Origin of the sequence: Thermoactinospora rubra, assembly GCF_002093975.1 — a bacterium.
GTDB classification, from domain to species: Bacteria; Actinomycetota; Actinomycetes; order Streptosporangiales; family Streptosporangiaceae; genus Nonomuraea; species Nonomuraea rubra_A.
In genome coordinates this window covers 398,312-423,019 of record NZ_MSZZ01000005.1, presented here as the reverse complement: position 1 = coordinate 423,019, position 24,708 = coordinate 398,312, and the positions used below count along the sequence as shown (strand labels likewise).

Annotated in this window: 7 protein-coding genes and 1 pseudogene; 2 read left to right on the top strand and 6 right to left on the bottom strand. The window is 73.9% G+C overall.

Going from position 1 to position 24,708, the window contains the following annotated elements; genetic code table 11:
- From BSB02_RS18670 to BSB02_RS18665, 4 genes and pseudogenes are all read right to left on the bottom strand, one after another.
- The coding region (locus tag BSB02_RS18670; protein WP_158088673.1) for a type I polyketide synthase at window positions 1-5,625 on the bottom strand (5,625 nt) is incomplete at its 3' end.
- 3 nt (window positions 5,626-5,628) lie between these two features.
- On the bottom strand, window positions 5,629-6,243 hold the full coding sequence (locus BSB02_RS43595) for an acyl carrier protein (protein ID WP_420855868.1): 615 nt from the start codon (window positions 6,241-6,243) through the stop codon (window positions 5,629-5,631).
- A 153-nt stretch (window positions 6,244-6,396) separates the two neighbouring features.
- A pseudogene (locus BSB02_RS41515) lies at window positions 6,397-9,321 on the bottom strand (SDR family NAD(P)-dependent oxidoreductase); the annotation flags it as partial.
- 36 nt (window positions 9,322-9,357) lie between these two features.
- Window positions 9,358-21,093 carry a type I polyketide synthase gene (locus BSB02_RS18665; protein ID WP_206184766.1) on the bottom strand — a complete coding sequence of 3,912 codons (11,736 nt, stop codon included), beginning with the start codon at window positions 21,091-21,093 and terminating at the stop codon, window positions 9,358-9,360.
- 223 nt (window positions 21,094-21,316) lie between these two features.
- Here BSB02_RS18665 and BSB02_RS18660 point away from each other — a divergent pair, with 223 nt between their 5' ends.
- Window positions 21,317-22,102 (top strand): thioesterase II family protein, encoded by a 786-nt coding sequence (locus BSB02_RS18660; RefSeq protein ID WP_084960285.1) that lies wholly within the window; start codon window positions 21,317-21,319, stop codon window positions 22,100-22,102.
- Here the strand turns inward: BSB02_RS18660 and BSB02_RS18655 are convergent.
- Window positions 22,053-22,850, bottom strand: a complete 798-nt coding sequence (locus BSB02_RS18655) for an ABC transporter permease (RefSeq protein ID WP_084960252.1) — start codon at window positions 22,848-22,850, stop codon at window positions 22,053-22,055. The two genes, BSB02_RS18660 and BSB02_RS18655, sit on opposite strands and share 50 nt — an antisense overlap.
- Window positions 22,847-23,776 (bottom strand): ATP-binding cassette domain-containing protein, encoded by a 930-nt coding sequence (locus BSB02_RS18650; RefSeq protein ID WP_084960251.1) that lies wholly within the window; start codon window positions 23,774-23,776, stop codon window positions 22,847-22,849. Before BSB02_RS18650 ends, BSB02_RS18655 begins: the two co-directional genes overlap by 4 nt.
- 79 nt (window positions 23,777-23,855) lie before the next feature.
- On the opposite strand from BSB02_RS18650, the gene BSB02_RS18645 reads away from it, so the two are divergent.
- A complete protein-coding gene (locus BSB02_RS18645; RefSeq protein WP_084960250.1) occupies window positions 23,856-24,626 on the top strand; it encodes a TetR/AcrR family transcriptional regulator in 771 nt (256 codons plus the stop codon).
- Window positions 24,627-24,708 lie beyond the last annotated feature (82 nt).

The following is a 24,708-nucleotide window of genomic DNA, read 5'->3' as shown; positions in this document are numbered from 1 at the left end:
CGTCACCGCCGGCCCCTCCAACCCCAGCACATACGCCACCCGGCCCGACGTGATCGAGCCGGCGGCGGCGTGGCCGGGGTAGTCGTGGTACATGGCGCCGGTGAAGACGCCGGTGGAGGTGCCCTTGAGGGAGACAGGGTCGATCCCGGCCCGTTCCAGCGCTTCCCAGGTGACTTCCAGGAGCAGCCGCTGCTGCGGATCCATGGCCAGCGCCTCGCGCGGGGAGATGCCGAAGAAGTCGGCGTCGAAGCCGGCCGCGTCGTGCAGGAACCCGCCGTGCCGCACATACGACTTGCCCGGCACACCCGGCTCGGGATCGTACAGACCCGCCACATCCCAGCCCCGATCCTCCGGGAACGGCGAGATCGCATCCACCCCGTCGGCGACCAGCCGCCACAGATCCTCCGGCGAGGCCACCCCGCCCGGGTACCGGCACGCCATCCCCACGATCACCACCGGATCGTCGTCGTCGGCCACCGGACCCGTGGTGGGGAGCTCGCGCTCCTCGCGGACGTCGGCGAGCAGGCTCTTGAGATGCTCGGCCACCGCGAGGGCGTTGGGGTAGTCGAAGGCCAGGGTGGCCTCCAGGCGCAGGCCGGTCGCGGCGTTGAGCTCGTTGCGCAGCTCCAGGGCGGTCAGGGAGTCGAAGCCCAGCTCGTGGAACGCGCGCTCGGGCGGCACGGCGTCGGTCGAGGCGTGCCCCAGCACCGCGGCGACACGCTGGCGGACCAGGTCGAGCAGGATGCGGTCGCGCTCGCTCTCCGATGCGCCGGCCAGGCGCCGCCGGAGCAGTCCGGTCTGGGGCTGTGCCGTACGGCGTGCGGGCGCTGGAACGAGGGCACGCAGAATGGCGGGCACCTCGTCGGGGCGGGCGCGGAGGGGACGCAGATCAAGCATGATCGGGGCGAGCATGGCCTCGTCCATGGCCAGTGCCCGGTCGAACAGGGCCAGGCCTCCCGCCGCGGAGAGCATGCCGACGCCCGCGCGGTTCATCCGCTGCACGTCCAGGTCGTCCAGGCGGCCGCTCATGCCGGTGGCGTCCTCCCACATGCCGGACGCCAGGGACGTGGCGGGCAGCCCGGCGGCTCGGCGGTGCTCGGCGAGCGCGTCGAGGAAGACGTTGGCGGCGGCGTAGTTGGCCTGGCCGCCGACCGACCACGTGCCGCCCGCCGAGCTGAACAGCACGAACGCGCGCAGGTTCAGGTCCTTGGTCAGCTCGTGCAGGTTCCACGCGGCGTCCACCTTGGGGCGGATCACCGTGTCCATGCGTTCGGGGGTCAACGCGGTCAGCACGCCGTCGTCGAGCACACCGGCCGTGTGGATCACAGCGGTCAGCGGACGCTCGGCCGGGACGGTGTCCAGCAGGGCCACCAGGGCCTCCCGGTCCGCCGCGTCGCAGCGGGCGACGACGACCTCGGCGCCCAGCTCGGCGCGCAGCTCACGCGCGCCGTCCGCGTCCATGCCGCGGCGGCTGGCCAGGATCAGGTGCCGCACACCGTGCCTGGTGACCAGGTGGCGGGCGACGAGCCTGCCGAGGCTTCCGGTGCCGCCGGTGATCAGCACGGTGCCGTCGGGGTCCCACGGCGCCGGCTGCGAGCCGTCGTCCGAGTCCCGTGGCGCCGGCCGTACGGTGTCACCGGACTCCGCCCGCAGCAGCCGCGGCACCAGCACGTCGTGCCCGCGCACCGCCAGTTCGGGCTCCCCGAGCGCGAGCGCGCCTGGCAGGACACGCAGGCCCGTCTCGTCCAGGTCGGCCAGGACGAACCTGCCGGGGTTCTCCACCTCGGCGGATCTCACCATGCCCCAGACGGGGGCCGTCACCAGGTCGGGCGGCCCGTCGTCCGGTCCCGTGGACACCGCTCCCCTGGTGGCGACCACCAGCCGGGTTCCGGCGAACCGGTCGTCCGCCAGCCACGCCTGCAACGTGCCGAGCATGTGGTTGACCAGTGCGCGCGTCCTGTCCGGCACGTCGCCCGTGCCGCCCTCGCCGACCGCCAGCACGACCACGTCGGGCACCGCGACGCCGTCGTCGACCGCGCTCATGAGCGAGGGCAGGTCGGGGTAGGCGGCTTCCGGCAGATCGCCGACGACGGCCCAGCCGTCGTCGGCGCTCGCCGGCTGGACCTGGGGAAGGCGTTGCCAGGCGACGCGGTACAGAGCCTCGCGGCCGGGCGTGCCGAGGTCTTCGGCGGAGACCGGGCGCGCCGCCATGCCGGCGACCGAGGCGACCGGACGGCCCTCGGGGTCGGCCAGCCGCAGCGACACGGTGTTGGGGTCGATCGTCGTGATGTGCGCGCGCAGGCTCCGGGAGCCGCTGGAGAAGACCGTGACGCCGCGCCAGCTGAAGGGCAGCACGGTGTCGCCCTGTTCCTGACGGGGATCGTGCAGCGCGGCGTCGAGGAGTGCGGGGTGGACGGCGTAGCCCGAGACGTCGGCGTGATCGGGCAGGACGATCTCGGCGAAGATCTCCCGGCCGCGTGACCAAGCCGCGCGCATGCCCTGAAAGACCGGGCCGTAGGCGTATCCCTGTTCGGCCAGCCTGGCATACAGGTCCGTGACGTCGAGTTCCCGCGCGTCTCGCGGCGGCCACTCCCCCGGCTCGAACGAGGGCTCCTCGACGCCGGGGAGCAGGAGGCCCTCGGCGTGGAGCGTCCAGGCCAGATCGTCCTCCGTCCGGGAGTGGATGGTGAAGGGCCGCCCGCCGCTTTCGTCCGGCGCGCCGACGACGATCTGGACGTCCACCTCGCCTCGTTCCGGCAGCACGAGCGGGGCGCGGATCGTGAGCTCGTCGATCGTGCCGCAGCCGGTCTTGTCGCCGGCGTGGACGGCCAGCTCGACGAACGCGGAGCCGGGCACGAGGATGTGGCCGAGGACGTTGTGGTCGGACAGCCAGGGCTGCGCCGCGGTGGTGAGCCGGCCGGTCAGGACCACCTCGCCGGAGGTCGCGAGATGAACGGCGGAGCCGAGGATCGGATGCTCCGCCCTGCCGGTCCCGGCCGGGGACACCTGGCTGGGATCCCAGTAGCGGCGTCGCTGGAAGGCATAGGTGGGCAGGTCGACCTTCGTGGCGCCGGTGCCGGTGAAGAACGCCTCCCAGTCGACCTTGCCGCCTGCCGCGTGGAGCCGGGCGACGCCGGTGATCATGGTGGCGGTCTCGTCCTGTCCCCGGCGCTGGAGGGGCACGCAGCCGTCGACCAGCGGGGTGAGCACGGCGTCCGGGGCGACCTCCACGAAGCGGGTGACGCCGTGGGATCTCAGCCATTCGATGCCGTCGGCGAAGCGGACCGGCTGACGGACGTGGCGCACCCAGTACTCCGCCCCGAACTCCCGCTCCGGCCGCCCGGTCACATTCGACACCACCGGAACCACCGGCGCGCGATAGGCCAGCCCCTCGGCCACCCGCCGAAACTCCGCCAGCATCGGCTCCATCAGCCGCGAGTGGAAGGCGTGCGAGACCCGCAACCGCCGAGCCCGCGCAAACCGCGCCGCCACCGCCTCCACCGCCCGCTCGGGTCCGGCGATCACCACGGAGGCCGGGCCGTTGACCGCCGCGATGTCCACCCCGTGCACCTCCTGCGGCCCCTCGGCCAGCACGGCGCGCACTTCGGCTTCGGGGGCGGGGATGGCCACCATCGCCCCACCGGCCGGCAGGTCCTGCATCAACCGGGCCCGCGCCGACACCAGCGCGCAGGCATCCGGGAGCGACAACACCCCGGCCACATGCGCGGCGGCGATCTCGCCCACCGAATGCCCGGCCACCACATCCGGCCGCACCCCCCAAGCCTCCAACAGCCGGGCCAGCGCCACCTCCACGGCGAACAACGCCGGCTGGGCGATACCGGTCTGCGCCAAGGCCTGCTCATCACCGCCCCACATCACCTCCCGCACCGCCGGATCCAGGAGGCTGAGCACCTCCTCCAGCGCCCGGGCGAAGACCGGGAACCGGGCGGCCAGCTCCCGCCCCATGCCCAGCCGCTGCGCCCCCTGACCCGAAAACAGCATGGCGGTCAGGCCGCCCACGCGACGGACCGGGCTCGCCGCGGAGAGGCCGCCGAGCAGCTCGTCACGCTCCGAACCGACGGTCACGGCCTGGTGTTCCATGGCGGCCCGTGAGGTGGCGAGCGAGTAGGCCACGTCGAGCGGCCGCAGCTCGGGCCGTTCGGCCACGAACGACGACAGCCGCTCGATCTGCGCGGACAGCGCCTCCGGCGTCTTGGCCGACACGAGCCACGGCACCACCGGAAGTTCGATCTCCGGCTCCTGGACGGGCTCCCGGACCGGTGGCGCCTCTTCGAGGATCACGTGGGCGTTGGTGCCGCTGATGCCGAACGACGACACTCCCGCCCGGCGCGGCCGGTCCTTGGCCGGCCAGGCGACGGCCTCGGTCAGGAGCCGGACGTTCCCCGCCGACCAGTCCACGTTGGGGGTGGGCTCGTCCACATGCAAGGTCCGCGGGAGGACGCCGTGCCGCATGGCCAGAACCGTCTTGATGACGCCGGCGACGCCCGCCGCCGCCTGGGTGTGCGCCAGATTCGACTTGACCGAGCCGAGCCACAGCGGGTGGTCGGCGGGGCGGTCCCGGCCGTAGGTGGCCAGCAGTGCCTGCGCCTCGATGGGGTCGCCGAGCCTGGTCCCCGTGCCGTGCGCCTCCACGACGTCGACGTCGGACGCCGACAGGCCGGCGTCCGCCAGCGCGGCCCGGATCACCCGCTGCTGCGCGGGCCCGTTCGGCGCGGTCAGCCCGCTCGACGCCCCGTCCTGGTTCACGGCGCTGCCGCGGATCACCGCCAGCACCTTGTGCCCGTTGCGCACCGCGTCGGACAGCCGTTCGACCAGCAGCAGGCCCACGCCCTCCGAGCAGCCCACGCCGTCGGCCGCGGCGGCGAACGCCTTGCACCGCCCGTCCCGGGCCAGGCCGCGCTGGTGGCTGAAGTAGACGAACATGTCGGGGGTCGCCATCACGGTCACGCCGCCCACGAGCGCCAGCGAGCAGTCCCCGCGCCGCAGCGCCTGAATCGCCCAGTGGAGCGCCACCAGGGAGGAGGAGCAGGCGGTGTCCACCGTCACGGCGGGGCCCTCCAGCCCCAGCGTGAAGGCCACCCGGCCGGTCACCAGGCTGCCGTCGCTGGTGCCCGCGCCGTAGTCGTGGTACATCACGCCCGCGAACACCCCGGTCGAGCTGCCGCGCAGCGTGGTCGGGTCGATGCCGGCGCTCTCGATGGCCTCCCAGGCCACCTCGAGCAGCAGCCGCTGCTGCGGATCGGTGGCCAGCGCCTCGCGCGGGGAGATGCCGAAGAAGTCGGCGTCGAAGTCGGCCGCGTCGTAGAGGAAGCCGCCCTCGGTCGCGATGCTCTTGCCCGGCACCCCAGGCTCGGGGTCGTACAGACCCTCCAGGTCCCAGCCGCGGTCGGCGGGGAAGGGCGAGACGGCGTCGCCCTCGGCCATCAGCAACTGCCACAGCTCCTCGGGCGAGGTGACCCCGCCCGGGTACCGGCAGGCCATGCCCACGATCGCGATCGGCTCACTCGCCACGGCGGCCAGGCGGCCGTTCTCCTGCCGCAGCCGCTCGTTCTCCAGCATCGACTTGCGGAGCGCCTGGACGATCTGATCGACGGAGGTTGTCATGTCCTATCCCTCACCCAAAGCGGCACGGACGAGGTCGTCGACCGCCATGGTCATGATTGATTCGCTTTGGTCGTCGAGCCGCCGGCTCTCGGACGGACCGTCTCCGGCCAGCCGCAGGAGCTCGTCGAGCAGGCCGGACGCGCGGAGCTTGGACAGCGGAATGGACTCGATCGCCCGGCGGATCGAGGCGTCGTCGGCGTCCACGGCGCCCGTCGCGTCCGCCCCGTCCGTCGCGTCCGCCGCCTCTGGCGGGTCCAGTTCGGCGAGCAGGAAGGCGGCCAGCTCCCTCGGGTTGGGGTAGTCGAAGGTGAGCGTCGCGGCCAGCCTGATCCCGGTGGCCGCCTGCAGGCGGTTGCGCAGCTCGACCGCGGCCAGGGAGTCCAGTCCCAGGTCGGTGAAGCCCTTGTCGAGGTCGATGGACTCGGGCACGTCGTGCCGTACCGCCGCGACGTGCGTACGGACCAGCTCCAGCACGGCCGTCTCCTGCTCCACCCGGGTCAGCCCGTCCAGCCGCAGCTCGCCGTGCTGAGCGGCCCCGTTGTGGGCGGTCCCGTTCCGGACCGCCGTCGCGGGCGTGGGCCGGGACGAAGGTGCCGCGGGCGGCTCGTCCTTGCGCATCGGCACCAGCACCGGCGCGTCGATGCCCAGCGCCTCGTCGAACAACGCCAGCCCTTCCTTGGTGGACAGGGGGGCCATGCCGGCCTGCCGTACCTGGCGCACGTCGGCCTCGGTCACGCCGCCGCCCATCGCGGTCTTCACCGACCACAGGCCGAAGGCCAGCGAGCTGGCCGGCAGTCCGGCCGCCGCGCGATGCGCCGCCAGCGCGTCGAGGAACCGGTTGGCCGCCGTGTAGTTGCCCTGACCGGCCGAGACCACCAGCCCGGCGGTGGAGGAGAACAGCACGAACGCCGACACGTCGCGGGCCAGTTCGTGCAGGTTCCAGGCGCCCTCCACCTTCGGGCGGAGCACCTCGTGCAGCTGCTGCGCGGTCATCGACCCGATCAGCGCGTTGTCCATCACCCCTGCGGCGTGGACGACCGCCGTCACCGGCGTGCGCTCCAGCAGCCGCTTGACGTCCTCCCGGTCGGCGACGTCGCACCGCTCGATCACCACGTCGGCGCCCAGCGTGGCCAGTTCGGCGCGCAGCTCTTCGGCGCCGTCGGCGGCGGGGCCGCTCCTGCTCGTCAGCAGCAGCCGCCGCACTCCGTGTTCGGCGACCAGGTGCCTGGCCACGATCGCGCCGAGGCCGCTCGTGCCGCCTGTGATCAGCACCCGGCCGTCGGCATCCCAGGGCAGCGGCCGCTCGGGGCCCGTGGCCGGCACCCGGGCCAGCTTGGCCACCTTGACCTCGCTGCCGCGGATCGCCGCCTCGGCCTGGCCGCTCGACACCACGGCGGGCAGCAGGCGGGCGGCGGCGGGCGAGCCGTCCCAGTCCACGAGCACGAACCGGCCGGGGTTCTCCTCCATGGCCGACCGGACCAGCCCCCACACCGGGGCCTGGGCCAGGTCGGGCACCTCCTCCGGACGGACCGCCACCGCGTGCCTGGTGAGGATCATCAGTTTGGAGTCCGCGAACCGCTCCTCGGCCAGCCATGCCTGCAGCAGGCTCAGCACGCTCTCGGCGGTCGCGTGCACGTTCTCCGGGACGGTGTCCGCGTGGCCGGACGGCACGGCGAACAGCACCAGGTCGGGCCCGCGATCCGGTGTCCTGGAATCCAGGGCCGCCAGGTCCGGATACGTGGGCAGACCGTCGACGGCCTCCGGGCGCTCGCCGAGGACGGCCCAGTCGCCGAAGGTCGCCGCGACGGCGCCGCCGAGTGGCAGCTGCTGCCACTCCACCCGGAAGATCGACTCCCGCTGGGCCGCCCCGGCGGCCGCGGCCGCGTTGACCCGCTCCGCGGTCACCGGCCTGACCAGCAGCGACCCCACGGTCGCCACCGGATGGCCGGACGGATCGGCCAGTTCCAGCCGCACGTGGTCACCGCCGGCGGAGGGCTTGGAATCGGCCGCGGTGATCCGCACCCGCAGGCGGGCGGCGCCGGCGGCGTGCAGCCGTACCCCGGTCCACGCGAACGGCAGCTGCGTCCCGCCGACGTCCTGGGGCCTGCGGCCGTCCATGAAGTCGGTGGCGCTCAGCGCCGCGTCCAAGATGGACGGGTGCAGGCGGAACCTGGCGGCCTCGCCGGTCGCCGCGTCGGGCAGCGCCACCTCGGCGAAGGTCTCCCGGCCGCGGGCCCAGACGCCCCGCAGCCCGCGGAACATCGGGCCGTAGCCGTACCCCTGGCTGGTGAGGTAGTCGTACACGTCGCTGATGTCGACCTCGTCGCAGCCCTCGGGCGGCCACGACAGCTTCGCCCAGGAGTTCGCCCAGGAGGTGCCGGGATCGGCCGGGGCCGGCTCTGTGGCCAGCGTGCCCGAGGCGTGGCGCTGCCACGGCGTGCCCGCCGCCGCGTCCTCCGGCCGCGAGTAGATCGCGAGAGAGCGGCGCCCGGTCGTGTCCGGCGGATCGACGACGACCTGGATCGCGACGCCGCCGCGGGCCGGCAGCGGCATGAGAGCCTCGATGGTGAGCTCCTCGACCACGTCGCACCCGACCTCTTCTGCGGCACGCATCGCCAGCTCGACGTAGCCGGTGCCGGGGAACACCACGGTGCCCAGCACGTCGTGGTCAGCCAGCCACGGGTGCGTCTCCAGCGACAGCCGTCCGGTCAGGGTGACCCGGTCGGCGTCCGGGGCGACGACGACCGCGCTCAGCAGCGGGTGCCCCGCCGCCTTCTGCCCGGTCCCCGCGACGTCGCCGCCGGATGCCGCTGGCGCCTCCAGCCAGTACCGCCGGCGCTCGAAGGCGTAGGTGGGCAGGTCGACCCGGCGCGGGTGCCGGTCGGCGAAGAACGCGCGCCAGTCCGGGCTCACGCCGCCGGTGTGCAGGGAGGCGATCGCGGCGAGGAGCGCCTCCGGCTCGGGGCGGTTCCTGGTCGAAGCCGGGACTATGACCGTGTCCGGCTCGTCCACGGACAGTCGCATCAGGGCGCACAGGACGCTGTCGGGTCCGATCTCCACGAACCGCGTGACGCCCGCTCGCCGCAGCGCGGCCATGCCGTCGGCGAACCGCACCGGCTCGCGCACCTGGCGCGCCCAGTAGCCGGGGCCGAGCTCGTCCACCGGCGTGCCGGTCAGCGTGGAGACCATCGCGATACGCGGCCTGCCGTACCGGAGATCCTCCAGCACCTCACGGAAACGAGGCAGCATCGGCTCCATCAGCGCCGAGTGGAAGGCGTGCGAGACCCGCAACCGCTGAGAGCGCGGGAAGCGGGCCGCCACCGCCGCCACGGCCTGTTCGGGTCCGGCGATCACCACGGAGGCCGGGCCGTTGACCGCCGCGATGGCCACCCCGTCCACCCCGTCTGCCAGTACGGCGCGCACTTCGGCTTCGGGGGCGGGGGTGGCCACCATCGCCCCGCCGGCCGGCAGGTCCTGCATCAACCGGGCCCGCGCCGACACCAGGGCGCAGGCGTCCGGGAGCGACAGCACCCCGGCGATGTGGGCGGCGGCGATCTCGCCCACCGAATGCCCGGCCACCACATCCGGCCGCACCCCCCAGGCCTCCAGCAGCCGGGCCAGCGCCACCTCGATGGCGAACAACGCCGGCTGGGCGATACCGGTCTGCGCCAAGGCCTGCTCATCCCCGCCCCACATCACCTCCCGCACCGCAGGATCCAGGAGGCCCAGCACCTACTCCAGCGCCTCGGCGAAGAGGGGGAAGCGGGCGGCCAGCTGCCGGCCCATGCCCAGCCGCTGCGAGCCCTGCCCGGTGAACACGAAGGCCAGCTGCCCGGCCGCGCTCGCGGTCCCGCGGATGACCTGTGGGGACTCGGTACCGGCCGCCAGGGCGTCCAGTCCGGCCAGCGCGCTCTCCCGGGAATCGGCCAGCACCACGGCGCGGTGCGGGAACGCGGCCCGCGAGGTCGCCAGGGAGTAGGCGACGTCGGCCAGGTCGGCCTCGGGCTCCTGTGCCAGCCACTCGCGGAGCCGGCGCGCCTGTGCGGGCAGGCTGCTCGGCCGGGCCGCCGAGATCACCAGGGGCACCGGCTCCGGCACGCGCGGCCGTGGCGGTTCCGGTTCCGCCGGGGGCGCCTCTTCCAGGATCAGGTGCGCGTTGGTGCCGCTCAGCCCGAAGGAGGAGACGGCCGCGCGGCGGGGGCGGCCGTCGCGCGGCCAGTCCACCGGCTCGGTCAGCAGGCGGACGTGGCCGGAGGACCAGTCCACATGCGGCGAGGGCGCGTCGACGTGCAGGGTCTTGGGCATCAGGCCGTTGCGCATGGCCATGACCATCTTGATCACACTGCTGACCCCGGCCGCCGCCTGGGCGTGACCGATGTTGGACTTGATCGACCCCAGCCACACCGGCCGCCCCTCCGGCCGGTCCTGGCCATAGGTGGCCAGCACCGCCTGCGCCTCGATGGGATCCCCCAGCCGCGTGCCGGTGCCGTGCCCCTCCACCACGTCCACCTCCGCGGCGGAAAGCCCGGCGTCCGTCAGCGCGGCGCGGATCACGCGCTCCTGGGAGGGCCCGTTGGGCGCGGTCAGCCCGTTGGAGGCGCCGTCCTGGTTGATCGCCGAGCCGCGGATGACCGCCAGCACCGGGTGACCGTGGCGCAGCGCGTCCGACAGCCGCTCGAGCAGCAGCAGCCCGGCGCCCTCGGCCCAGCCGGTGCCGTCGGCGGCGGCGGCGAACGCCTTGCACCGCCCATCGGCGGCCAGGCCGCGTTGCCGACTGAAGTCGACGAAGATCTCCGGGGTGGACATCACGGTGACGCCGCCGGCGAGGGCCATGCTGACCTCGCCCCGCCTCAGCGCCTGGCTGGCCAGGTGCACCGCGACCAGCGACGACGAGCACGCGGTGTCCACCGTCACCGCGGGGCCCTCCAGCCCCAGCGCGTAGGCGACCCGGCCGGAGGCGATGCTTCCCGCGCTGCCGTTGCCCGTGTATCCGGCCAGCTCCTCGGGGATGTCCCGCACCCGGCTGGCGTAGTCGTGATACATGATCCCGGCGTAGACGCCGGTCTGGCTGCCGCGCACGGACCGCGGGTCGATGCCGGCGCGCTCGAACGCCTCCCAGGCCGTCTCCAGCAGCAGCCGCTGCTGCGGATCCATGGCGACCGCCTCGCGCGGCATGATCCCGAAGACGTCGGGGTCGAACTCGGCCGCGTCGTAGAGGAACCCGCCGTTGCGGACGTAGGTCTTCCCCGGCTGGCCCGGCCGCGGATCGTAGAGCCGCTCGGTGTCCCAGCCCCGGTCGCGCGGGAAGTCTCCGACGGCGTCCCGGCCTTCGGCCACCAGGCGCCACAGCTCCTCCGGCGAGGTGACGCCGCCGGGGAACCGGCAGCCGATCCCGATGATCGCGACAGGCTCGTCCGGGTCCGCCGGCGCCTGCCGCGGTTGCTGCTCGGCCGGCCGGACGGTGGGCGCGGCGTTCCTGGACTCGATGTACTCGGCCACGGCCCGGCAGGTGGGATAGTCGAAGATCAGCGTGGCCGGCAGCCGGAGCCCGAGCCGGGTGGTGAGCAGGTTGCGGAGCTCGACCGCGGCCAGCGAGTCGAAGCCCAGGTCGCGGAAGGCCCGATCCGGCTCGATCTCATCGCCCGAGCGGTGGCCGAGAACCTTCGCCACGCTCGCGCGGACGATCTCCAGCAGGGCGTGCCCGGTCGCCGCCGCCTCGGCGCGTGCGGAAGGTCTCTCGGGTACGGCGCGCCGCGCGAAGCCGCGCAGCAGCGCGGGCAGGTCGTCTTCGCGTGCCGAGAGCGCGGCGGCGTCGATCACGAGGGGAAGCGTCACCGGCCCGGCGCCGAGCGCGGCGTCGAACAGGGCCAGCGCCCGCTCCGGGGGGATCGCGGGCAGGCCGAGCCGCCGCATGCGCTCCAGGTCGGCGTCGGTCACCTCGCCCATGCCGGTGTCCACCGCCCACATGCCGAACGCCGTCGCGCTCGCGGGCAGCCCGTGTGCCCGGCGGTGAACGGCGAGCGCGTCCAGGAAGACGTTGGCCGCGGCGTAGCCGGCCTGGCCGGCGGCGAGCACCGTGCCGCCGGCGGAGGAGAGCAGGACGAACGCCGTCAGATCCCGGTCCTTGGTCAGCTCGTGCAGGTTCCACGCGCCGTCGACCTTGGGACGGAGCACCGGCCCGAGCTCGGTGACGTTCTCGACCAGCGAGTGTTCCACGACCCCGGCCGCGTGCACGACGGCGCCGACCGGATGCTCGGCCAGGAGCGCGGCGAGAGCCGTACGATCTGCCACGTCACAGGCGGCGACGGTGACCTCGGCGCCGAGTTCGGCCAGGTCGGCCTGGAGCCGGGCGGCGCCCGGGGCGTCGGGGCCCCGGCGGCTGGTCAGCAGCAGCCGCCGCACGCCGTGGCGGGTGACCAGGTGGCGTGCGATGAGCGCGCCGATCCCGCCGGTGCCGCCGGTGATCAGCACCGTGCCGGCCGCGTCCCAGGCGGCGTGCTCGCCCGAGGCCCTGGCCAGCCGCGGCACCAGCGCCTCACCCCGGCGCAGCGCCACCTCCGGCTCGCCGGAGGCCGCCACGGCGGCCAGGACGCGCTCGGATTCGGCCGACCCGTCGGTGTCCACGAGCACGAGACGCCCCGGCTGCTCGGCCTGCGCCGCGCGGACCAGGCCCCACACCGGCGCCTGGGCGAGCGCGACGTCCTCATCGGGTCGGACGGCCACGGCTCCCCGGGTCACGACCACGAGCGGCTCGGCCCTGTCTCCGGCCAGCCACGACTGCACGGTGTGCAGCGCGCGCTCGGTCACCGCGTGGACAGCGGCGGGCACCTCCATCCCGGCGGGCGTCTCGACGCGGTACGCCTCGAACGCCGCCGGCTCGGCGGGCAGCGGCAGCGGACGCCACTCGGGCCGGTAGACCACCTCCGCCGCACTCGCGGGCCGGGACACCAGGGACTCGATCACGGCGACCGGCTGCCCGGCCTCGTCGGCCACGTCGATCGCCGACAGCTCCTCGCCACGCAGGCGGCGGATGCGGACGCGCAGCGCCCGGGCGCCCGGCGCGAAGAGCGAGACCCCGGACCAGGAGAAGGGCAGCAGCGTGCCCTCGCCGCCGGCCAGCAGGTCGGCGTGCATGGCGGCGTCCAGGAGTGCCGGGTGCAGGCCGTACCCGCGGGCCGGGGTGTCCTCGGGCAGCGCGACCTCGGCGAAGATCTCCTCGTCCCGCCGCCAGGCCGCACGCAACCCCTGGAACGCCGGGCCGTAGGCGTAGCCGCGTGCCGCCAGCCGCGTGTACGCCTCGGCCACGTCCATCTCGGCGGCGCCGGGCGGCGGCCATTGGGTGAGGTCGAACGCGGGCGGCGAGCCGGCCGGAGAGACCAGGCCGGTGGCGTGGCGTGTCCACGGCAGCGCATCGGCGCCCGAGTACACGCTGACCGGGCGGGCGGAGGAGCCGTCCCCCGGTCCCACGACCACGCGCAGGGCGAGGCTGCCGTGCCGGGGCACGGTGAGCGGCCGTTCAATGGTCAGCTCCTCCAGCCGCCCGCAGCCCGCCTCCGCGCCGGCGCGCAGGGCCAGCTCGACGAAGGCCGTGCCGGGCAGCAGCAGGTCGCCCAGGACGCCGTGGTCGGCCAGCCATGGCTGGCCGTCCACCGACAGCCGGCCGGTCAGCACCACCTCGCCGGACTCCGGCGAGGTGACCGTGGCGCCGAGCAGCGGGTGCCCGGTCGCCTGGAGCCCCGCCGCGCCGAGGTCGCGCGGGCCGACGTCGGCCGGGCCGAGCCAGTAGCGCTTGTGCTGGAAGGCGTAGGTGGGCAGGTCCGCCCAGTCGACCGGGCCCTCGCCGAAGAACGCCCGCCAGTCCACGGGGACGCCGCGCGTGTGGATCCGGCCCAGGGCGCGGACCAGCTCGTGCTCCTCGGGGCGGTCACGGCGCAGCGTCGGCACGAAGTCCGCGTGGCCGAGCGCGGTGAGCACGGCGTCGGGGCCGATCTCCAGGAAGGTGGTGACGCCCCGGTCCTTCAGGTGGCGCACGGCGTCGGCGAAGCGCACGGCCTGCCGTACCTGCCGGCTCCAGTAGGAGGCGGTGGCCACCTCGCCGTCGAGCGAACCGGTGACGGCCGACACGATGGGGATCCGGGCCGGACGGTAGCCGAGCCCTTCGGCCACCCGGCCGAACTCGGCGAGCATCGGGTCCATCAGGGGCGAGTGGAAGGCGTGCGACACCCGCAGGCGCCGGGTCCGCTCGAAGCGGCGCGCCACCGCCTCCACCGCGTCCTCGGCGCCCGAGACGACCACGGAGGCGGCGCCGTTGACGGCCGCGATGTCCACCGGGCCGGACAGCAGCGGGCGGATCTCCTCCTCCGGGGCGGCGATCGCCACCATGGCGCCGCCGGGGGGCAGGGCCTGCATCAGGCGGCCGCGAGCGGTCACCAGCGCGCAGGCGTCCGCCAGCGACAGCACCCCGGCGACGTGCGCCGCGGCGAGCTCGCCGATGGAGTGCCCGCAGACGTAGTCGGGCCGCACGCCCCAGGACTCCAGGAGGCGGAACAACGCGACCTCGACCGCGAACAACGCCGGCTGGGTGATCCCGGTCTGTTCCAGGGCCCGCTCGTCCTCGCCCCACATGATCTCGCGGACCGCGGGGTCCAGGTGGCCGAGCACCTCGTCCAACGCCCGGGCGAACGCCGGGAAGCGGTCATACAGGCCGCGTCCCATGCCGCAGCGCTGCGCCCCCTGCCCGGTGAACACGAAGGCGGTCTTGCCCTCTCGCGCCACGCCGGTGTCGGCCAGCGCCTCCAGCCCGCGGGCGAGCTCCTCGCGGCCCGCGCCGACGACCACCGCGCGGTGCTCCAGCGACGCGCGGGAGAGCGCGAGCGCTCGTCCCGCCGCGGCCAGCCGGCCGTCCGGCACCGTGTCCAGGTACTCGCGCAGCCGGTCGGCCTGGGCCCGCAGGGCGGCCGGGGTCTTGCCCGACACCAGCCACGGCACGACACCCCGATGCGTGTCGGCGGGTTCCGGCCCGGGCGGCGGCGCCTCCTCCAGGATCAGGTGGGCGTTGGTGCCGCTGATGCCGAAGGAGGAGACGCCGGCGCGGCGCGGCCGCTCGCCCGGCTCCCAGGCGACCGGCTCGCTGAGCAGCCGCACCTCGCCCATGGACCAGTCCACCTGGGGCGAGGGCACTTTGGCGTGCAGCGTCTTGGGCAGCAGGCCGTGGCGCATCGCCAGCACCATCTTGATGACGCCGGCCACGCCGGCGGCGGCCTGCGTGTGGCCGATGTTGGACTTGACCGAGCCCAGCAGCAGCGGCCGGCCCGCACGCTCGCGCCCGTAGGTGGCCAGCAGCGCGTGGGCCTCGATGGGGTCGCCGAGCGTGGTGCCGGTGCCGTGTCCCTCCACCGCGTCGACGTCGGCGGGGGTCAGCCCGGCGGAGGCCAGCGCATGCCGGATCACTCGCTCCTGCGAGGGGCCGTTGGGCGCGGTGAGCCCGTTGGACGCGCCGTCGGAGTTGACCGCGGAGCCGCGGATGACCGCCAGCACGCGGTGGCCGTTGCGGCGGGCGTCGGACAGCCGCTCCAGCAGGACCGTGCCGACTCCCTCGCTCCAGCCCGTGCCGTCCGCGCCCGCGCCGAACGACTTGCACCGGCCGTCGGCGGCCAGGCCGCCCTGGCGGCGCATGTCGATGAAGGTGTCGGGCGTGGACATCACGGTCACGCCGCCGGCCAGTGCCAGCGAGCAGTCCCCGCGCCGCAGCGCCTGGACGGCCCAGTGGATCGCGACGAGGGAGGAGGAGCAGGCGGTGTCGACCGTGACCGCCGGGCCCTCGAGACCCAGCGCGTAGGCCACTCGTCCGGACACCACGCTGGCCAGGCTGCCGTTGCCGTGGTAGCCGGCCAGGTCCTCGGGCAGCGGGCCCAGCCGCAGCCCCCAGTCGTGGTACATGACCCCGGCGAAGACGCCGGTGTCGCTGCCCTTCAGCGACAGCGGGTCGATGCCCGCGCGTTCGAAGGTCTCCCAGGCCACCTCCAGCAGCAGCCGCTGCTGCGGGTCCATGGCCTGCGCCTCGCGCGGGCTGATGCCGAAGAAGCCGGCGTCGAACTCGGCCGCGTCGTACAGGAACCCGCCGGAGCCCTCCCCGGCCTCCCAGCCGCGGTCGACCGGGAAAGCGGAGATCGCGTCCCGCCCCGCGGCGATCAGGCGCCACAGGTCCTCGGGTGACTTCACGCCGCCGGGGTAGCGGCAGGCCATCCCGACGATGGCGATGGGGTCGTCGGGGTCGTGCACTGCCGGGGCGGCGTGCCGTACCTTCTCCGCCGGCTTGCCGAGCAGGCCGGCGACGTGCTCGGCCAGCGCCTTGGGCGTGGGGTGGTCGAAGGTGACGGTGGTGCTCAGCCGCAGGCCGAGGGCGGCGCCGAGCCGGTTGCGCAGCTCGACGGCGGCCAGGGAGTCGAAGCCCATCTCCTCGAACGCGCGCGTGGGATGGATCGCGTCGGGTCCGTCGTGGCCCAGCACCTCGGCGGTGTGGGCCCTCACCGTCTCCAGCAGGCTCTCGCCGTCGGGCGCCGGTACGGCACGCCGCCTGGTCCTGGTCAAGCCGCGCAACAGCGCGGGCACGCCGTCGCCGCGGTCGCGCAGCGCCCGGTGGTCCAGGCTCACCGGCACCAGGCAGGCATCCCGGTACGGCAGGGCCGCGTCGAAGAGCTCGAGGTTCTCCGCGGCCGACAGCGGCCTGATCCCCAGCCGCGCCATGCGCCGCCAGGCCGTCTCATCCAGCCCGTCGGCCATGCCGCCGGTGCCGGTCCAGGGTCCCCAGGCCAGCGACAGGGCGGGCAGGCCCTGCGCGCGCCGGTGCTCGGCGAGCGCGTCGAGGAAAGCGTTGGCGGCGGCGTAGTTGGCCTGGCCGGCGCCGTCCAGGATGGCGGCGGTGGAGGAGAACAGCACGAAGGCACGCAGCTCCCGGTCGCGGGTCAGCTCGTGCAGGTGCCAGGCGCCGTCGGCCTTGGCGCGCAACACCTCGTCGAGCCGTTCCGGGGTGAGCGACTCGACCAGCGCGTCGTCCAGCACGCCGGCCGTGTGCACGATGGCGGTGACCGGATGCTGCTCCAAGACGGCGGCCAGGGCGTCCCGGTCGGCGACGTCGGCGGCGACCAGGGTCACCTCGGCGCCCAGCGCCTCCAGCTCGGCGCGCAGCGCCGCCGCTCCGGGCGCCTGCGGCCCGCGCCGGCTGAGCAGCACCAGGTCGCGCACGCCGTGTGCGGTCACCAGGCGCCGCGCGACCTGCGCCCCGAGGGCACCGGTACCTCCGGTGATCAGCACCCTGCCGTCCCAGGACGCCGATCCCTCCGGTGCGGCCGCGATCGTCAGGCGCGGCGCGAAGAGGTCGCCGTCCGTCAGCCGCACCTCGGGCTCGCCGGAGGCGACGGCCGCGGGTACGGCGCGCCTCGACCGCTCGGTGCCGTCCGTGCGCACCAGGACGAAGCGGCCGGGATGCTCGGCCTGCGCGGCACGTACCAGCCCCCATACCGGCGCCTCGGTCAGCTCGTCGTCTCGCGTCACCACGGCCAGCCGGGCGGCACGGTCCTCCGCGAGCCAGGTCTGGACCGCGGAGAGCACCGTGCGGAGTGATTCGCGGATCCGCGAGGGCACCTCGCCCTCGGTCGCCGGCAGTTCGAGGACCTCGTGCTCGGGGGCCGCGTCCGTGCCCTTGACCTGGGTCCAGCGCACCCGCATGAGTGGCTTGCGCGCGCCGCCGGGCATGGGCCGGGTCAGGTAGGAGCGCACGGTGCCGACGGGTGCGCCGGTCGCGTCGACCAGCTGGAGGGAGACCTCTTCTGCGCCGGTGGCCACGATACGAGCCCGCAGGGCGGTGGCGCCCTCCCCGTGGAGGGACACCCCCGACCACGCGAACGGCAGCCGGACCTGGCCGTCCGCCGGGTGGCCGGTGGCGAAGTCGGTGGCGTGCAGCACCGCGTCCAGCAGTGCCGGATGGAGCAGGAAGGCCGGCCTGGACACCCGCTCCGGCAGCGCGACGTCGGCGAACACCTCCTGGCCTCTCCGCCAGACGGCCCGCAGGCCCTGGAAGGCGGGGCCGTAGCCGTAGCCCTGCCGGGCCAGGTCGTCATACAGGCCGGTGATGTCGACGGGCTCGGCCCCGGGCGGCGGCCAGTGGCCGAGGGCCGGAGGCTCGGCCTCGTCCCGGGGGCCGATCACACCGGTCGCGTGCCGTACCCACACCGCGTCGTCGGCGCTGGCGTAGATCTCCAGCCCACGCTGTCCGTGTTCGTCGGCGGCGTCGACCACGACCTGGATCGCCACGCCGGCGTCGGGCGGGAGCTCCAGCGGGGCCCGGAGGGTGAGCTCGGTCACCTGCCCGGCGCCGAGCTGCTCGGCCGCGCAGAGCGCCAGCTCCAGGAACGCGGTGCCCGGCAGCAGGGTGGAGCCGGCGATGACGTGGTCGGCCAGCCACGGCTGCGATCGGGCCGACAGCCGCCCGGTCAGCACCGCCGCGCCGTCGGGCTCCCGGGCGACCATGGCGCTCAGCAGCGGGTGGGCGACGGGCGCCTGGCCGAGGCCGGCGGCGTCGGCGACCCGGGAGCCGGGGTCGAGCCAGAAGGAGCGCCGCTGGAAGGGATAGGTGGGCAGGTCCACGCGGCGGGCGCCGCTTCCGGCGTAGAAGGCGGCCCAGTCCAGGCGGGCGCCGCGGGCGACCGCGAGCCCCACCGCGGACAGCACCTCCCGTTCCTCGTCGTGATCGCGACGCAGGGCCGGGGCGAACTCGGCCTCCGGGAAGGCGTCCTGCCCCATGGCCGACAGGACGCCGTCCGGTCCCAGCTCCAGGAAGGTGTCGACGCCTTGGGCGGCGAGCCAGGCGAGGCCGTCGTGGAAGAGTACGGCGTGCCGTACGTGCCGGGTCCAGTAGTCCGGTGAGCAGAGCTCCTCGGCGGTGGCCAGCCGTCCGGTGAGGTTGGACACGACCGGGATCCGCGGGGCGTGATAGGTCAGGACCTGGGCCACGGTCCCGAACTCGGCGAGCATCGGCTCCATGAGCGGAGAGTGGAAGGCGTGGCTGACCCGCAGCCGCTTGACCCGGCGGCCTCGCTCACGGAAGCGCTCGGCGACCCGGAGCACCTCGTCCTCCGCCCCGGAGACGACCACGGCGCCGGGGCCGTTGACGGCCGCGATGTCCAGGTTCTCCCCGAGGAGCGGCCGGACCTCCTCCGGGGTGGCCTGGATCGCGGCCATGGCCCCGCCGGAGGGCAGCTCCTGCATCAGCCTGCCACGGGCGGCCACCAGGGTCGCGGCGTCCTCCAGGCTCAGCACACCGGCGACGTGGGCCGCCGCCAGCTCGCCGATGGAGTGGCCGGCCACGTAGTCCGGCCGCAGCCCCCACGACTCCAGCAGGCGGAAGAGCGCCACCTCCACGGCGAACAGCGCGCACTGCGTGTACGCCGTCTGGTCGAGGAGGTCGCTCCGTCCGCCGTACACCACCTCGCGGAGCGGGACCTCCAGCTGGAGGTCGAGATGAGCGGCGGCCTCGTCGAAGGCGCGGGCGAACACCTCGAACCGCTCCCGCAGCTCCCGTCCCATGCCCGGGCGCTGGCTTCCCTGGCCCGTGAACAGGAACGCGAGCCTGCCGCCCGCGGCGCTGCCGCGGATGGCCCCCGCCTCTCCCGAGGCGACCGCGCGCAGCCCGGCGCGCAGCTCCTCCCGGTCGGCGGCGAGGATGACAGCCCGGTCGCGCAGCGCGGCGCGGGAGGTGGCCAGCGAGTAGCCCAGGTCGGCGGGCGAGACGTCGAGGTCGAGCAGCTGGGCGGCCTGGGCGCGCAGGGCCTGCTCGCCCGTGGCGGTGAGGACGATCGGGGTGACCGGGAGCTCGCCGCCGGGACCGGGGTCCTGCTGCTCCTCCGGCGCCTCCTCCAGGATGAGGTGGGCGTTGGTGCCGCTGACCCCGAAAGAGGACACGCCGGCCCGGCGCGGACGGTCCGTCCGCGGCCAGGCGACCGGCTCGGTGAGCAGCCGGACGTGTCCCGCTGACCAGTCGACGTTGGTCGTGGGCGCGTCGACGTGCAGCGTCCTGGGCAGGACGCCGTGCCGCATCGCCATGACCATCTTGATCACGCCGGCGACGCCGGCGGCGGCCTGCGCGTGCCCGATGTTGGACTTGACCGAACCCAGCCACAGGGGCCGGTCCTCCTCGTGCTCCTGGCCGTAGGTCGCCAGCAGCGCCTGCGCCTCGATGGGGTCGCCGAGCGTGGTGCCGGTCCCGTGCGCCTCGACGGCGTCGACCTCGGCGCCGGTCAGGCCCGCCGCACCCAGCGCCGCGCGGATGACCCGTTGCTGGGAAGGCCCGTTGGGCGCGGTCAGCCCGTTGCTGGCGCCGTCGGAGTTGATCGCCGAGCCGCGGATGACCGCCAGCACCGGGTGGCCGTGGCGGCGTGCGTCCGACAGGCGTTCCAGGACCAGCACGCCCACGCCCTCGGCGAAGGCGGTGCCGTCGGCGCTGTCGGCGAACGCCTTGACCACCCCGTCGGGGGCCAGCCCGCGCTGGCGGCTGAAGGCGGTGAAGGTGCCCGGGCTGCCCATGACGGCCACGCCGCCGCCCAGGGCCAGGGTGCACTCGCCGCGCCGCAGCGATTCCACCGCCAGGTGCAGAGCCACCAGCGAGCCGGAGCACGCGGTGTCGACAGTGAGCGCCGGGCCCTCCAGGCCCAGGGTGTAGGCGACGCGCCCGGAGACCACGCTCGGCGCGTTGCCGGTCAGCAGGTAGCCGTCCAGCCCGTCGGGCGCCTCGTGCAGGCGCACGCCGTACTCCTGTGGCTCGGCCCCGATGAAGACGCCGGAACGGCTGCCGCGCAGCGAGTGCGGGTCGATGCCCGCCCGCTCCAGCGCCTCCCAGGCCACCTCGAGCACCAGGCGCTGCTGCGGGTCCATCGCCGAGGCCTCGCGCGGGCCGATGCCGAAGAAGTCGGCGTCGAACTCGGCGGCGCCCTCCAGGAAGCCGCCGCGCAGAACGTATGTGGTGCCCGGTTTGCTCGGGTCCTCGTCGTGCAGCCGCTCCAGGTCCCAGCCGCGGTCCCGGGGGAACTCCGAGCTCACGTGGACGCCGTCGGCGACCAGCTGCCACAGCTGCTCGGCCGAGGTGACGCCACCGGGGAAGCGGCAGCCCATGCCGACGATGGCGATCGGCTCGTCGGTGGCCTCGGGCGCGGGCCCCTGCTCGGCGACGGACTCCCCGAGCAGCTCTTCGCGCAGGTGCGCCACCAGCGCCTCAGGGGTCGGATGGTCGAAGGCCACGGTGGGCGGCAGGCTCAGCCCGGTCGCCTCGCACAATCGCGCCTGCAGGTCCACCAGGCCGAGGGAGTCCAGGCCGAGGTCGCGGAAGGCCGCGCCGGCCGCCACGGGCCCGTGGTGGTCCTGTCCCATCTGCCGCAGCGCGGCGACGGTGTGGACGCGCACCAGTTCATGCAACACGTGGGTCTGCTCTGACGCCGGCAACCTCGCCAGCCGGGCCGCCAGTTCCGATCGCCCCACATCCCCCTCCGTCGAAAAGGATTCGGGCTTTTTCGGTCCGATACTGCCGAGGGCGTCCCGCGACCAGCCACCCCTATGTGGCCGGTGACGTAGGGGTTGCCCGCCGGCTGCCGTGCTGACACGTTTTCGATAGCATTTCCCGGCAAACTATTCGGTGACCGAGATGACGATTGCACCTGGCAAAACAAGCTTGTGGATCCGGCGATTCTCCCCGGCGCCCGAGGCGGCTTCCCGGGTCGTGTGCCTTCCGCACGCGGGCGGCTCCGCGCCGTACTATTTCCCGATGTCCAAAGCGCTCGCGCCGGAGTTCGAGGTGCTGGCGGTCCAGTATCCGGGGCGGCAGGACAGGCGGGCGGAGCCGTGCATCGACAGCATCACGGAACTGGCCGACCATGTGGCCCGGGAGCTGCGGGAATGGATCGACCGGCCGATGACGCTGTTCGGCCACAGCATGGGCGCGACGCTGGCCTTCGAGGTGGCCAGGCGGCTGGAGGGGGAGGCTCCCCTGCTCGGGGTGATCGCCTCCGGCCGGTGCGCGCCGTCACGCGGCCGCGGCGAGCGGGTTCACCTGCTGGACGACCGTCTCATCGTCGAGGAGCTGCGGGCGCTGAGCGGCACGGACGCGCGGCTGCTCGGCGACGAAGAGGTGATCCGCATGATCATGCCGGCCATCCGCAGCGACTACAGGGCCGCGGAAACCTACCGGTGCGCTCCCGGGGTCACGATCCCCTACCCGGTCCTGGCCATGGTCGGCGACAGCGACGACCGCACCTCCGTAGAAGAGGCGGCCGCCTGGGCCGAGCACACGACCTCGAGTTTCGAGCTGCGCGTCTTCCCAGGCGGCCATTTCTATCTGAACGACCACGCCGCCGCCGTGGTCGACACCGTCGCCGAGCAGATCAGGCGTTGGTCCGCCGATCGAAGCGACGGACGGCGTAGGCCATCGTGAGCACCAGGATCGGCACCCACCAGGCCAGGGCCAGCCACACGCTGGCCCCGGCCGGGTGCCCGAGCAACAGCGCGCGGGTGGTGTCGATGACCGGCGTGAACGGCTGGTACTCCACGAAGAGCCGCAGCGCGGTCGGCATGGTCTCCGGCGGCACCAGCGCGCTGCTCGCGTAGGGGACGAACACCAGGATCGTGGCGTATCCGCCGGCCGCCTCGACACCGCCGGACACCAGCCCGAGCAGCGTGGCCACCCAGGCGACCGCGACGATGAACAGCAGCAGGACGGCCAGGACCGCCAGCCACTCCACCGGGCCGGCCGTCGGCCGGAAGCCGACCACCAGGCCGAGCCCGATCACGAGCACGACGGCGATGAGGCTGCGCAGCACCGCCGCCACGACGTGCCCGACGAGCACCGCGCCGCCGAACATGGGCATCGACTTGAACCGTTCGACGATTCCGTTCTGCAGGTCGTTGGCCACCGCCACGGCCGTGGCCGGCGAGTTGAACGTCACGCTGAGCACGATGACGCCGGCGATCACGTAGTCGACGTAGCTGGGCCCGCCGGTGTTGATCGCGCCGCCGAACAGGAAGCGGAACATCAGCAGCAGCACGACGGGCACCACGAACGCCTGGATGATCTCATCGACGTTCCGCGTCACGTGCCGCAGGCTGCGCCTGGACAGCTCTACACAGTCCCCGACGACGACGGCGAGGGGGGACGGCTCCTTGACAGCTGTGGCCTGAGTCATTTCGCGCCTTCCGTTGTCTTGCTGGTCAGCGTGCGGAACACGTCGTCGAGGGTGGGCTGGTGCAGGGCGAAGCGGACGACCTCCACGCCCGCGTCGGCCAGCCGGTTCAGCAGGCCGCGCACGTCGTCGGGGCCGTTCACGGCCACGCTGACCGTTCGCTCGTCGATGCTCTCGCCGCCCACCGTGGCCATCGTCCTCGTCAGGTCGTCCGCGCGCACGGTGAGTTCGGCCCGCTCCTCGCCGACCTGCCGCTTGAGCTCGTACGGCGTGCCGTCGGCGACGATCCTGCCGCCGTTGAGCACCGCGATGCGCCCTGCGAGCCTGTCGGCCTCCTCCAGGTACTGGGTGGTCAGCAGGATGGTGGTTCCGGCGGAGACCAGATCCTCGATCATCTCCCACAGCGCCATCCGGCTGGTGGGGTCCAGGCCCGTCGTCGGCTCGTCGAGGAAGAGGATCTGGGGCGAGCTCACCAGGCTGACCGCGAGGTCGAGCCGGCGGCGCATGCCACCGGAGTAGGTGCCCACCTGCCGGTCGGCCGCCTCCACCAGGCCGAACCGCTCCAGCAGCTCGGCGGCGCGGCGCTCGGCCACGGCCGCGCCGAGGTGGAACAGCCGGCCCATCATCACCAGGTTCTCCCGCCCGGTGAGCAGGGGGTCCACCGAGGTCTCCTGCCCGGTCAGGCCGATGACCTTCCGGACCTGACGTGGCTGCGTGTCCAGGTCGTACCCGGCTATGGCGGCCCTGCCGCCGTCCGCCTTGAGCAGCGTGCTCAGGATGCGCACCATGGTCGTCTTGCCGGCGCCGTTCGGGCCCAGAAGGCCCAGCACCGTACCTCGCTCGACCTGGAGATCCACCGACTCGAGTGCCGTCACGCTGCCGAATGTCTTGCGCAGCCCGTTCGCTTCGATGATGTAGCCGCCGGACATCCGGGCGATCCCTTCTAACTGTTTATGGTATATATAGTTAGTAATAGATACTACACAGGAGGGCGCGGGCGTCAACCACATGTCAACGAATCGCAGGACCCGATCCAGCCTCGAATTGCTCTGGGGTGGCGACATCCCGCCGAGTAGGGGTCCACAGCCGTCGCTGTCCATAGCGAAAATCGCGGCTGCCGCGATCGGCATTGCCGATGAAGAGGGGATCGAGGCGGTCTCGATGCAGCGGGTCGCCGGGCGGCTCGGTTATACCGCGATGTCGCTTTACCGCTATGTTCCCGGTAAAGACCAGCTGATCGACGTCATGTGCGACGTGGCACTCGGGCCACCGCCCCCGGCCGACCCCTCGACGACCGATTGGCGTATAGGGGTTGACCGGCTGGTGGCGGCCAACCTCGCCGTGTACGCGCGTCATCCCTGGCTGGTGCAGGTCTCGGTCAGCGCCCCTCCCCTCGGCCCGAACCATCTGGCGTGGTTCGACGCCCTGCTGCGGCAGTTCGCCGGCCTTGGACTGCAGGAGGCGGAGATGGTGCATCTGGCCATGTTCATCAGCTCCGCCGTCCGTGACCTGGCTCGCATCTCCATCGAGCTGGCCCACACCCCCGAACGCACCGGGATCTCGGTCGAGGAGATGGGCGAAGGGTTCACGCTGGCCCTTCGGCGCGTCGCCGACGGCGAGCGCTTCCCGGCCCTGGCCCGGGTGGCCGCCGCGGGCGTCTTCGACCCGAACGAGCTGCCCTACAACGACATCCGCCCCAGCCTGGACTTCGGCCTCCAGCGACTGCTCGACGGCGTGGACGGCTATGTCCGCGCGAGGCTGACGGACGCGGGGCACTGACACGGGGCGCTGACAGACGTGAGCCGTGGCGCGCGCCCGGCCGCTCGACGGCGTGGGCGGCCGGGCGCGCGCCACGGCCGAG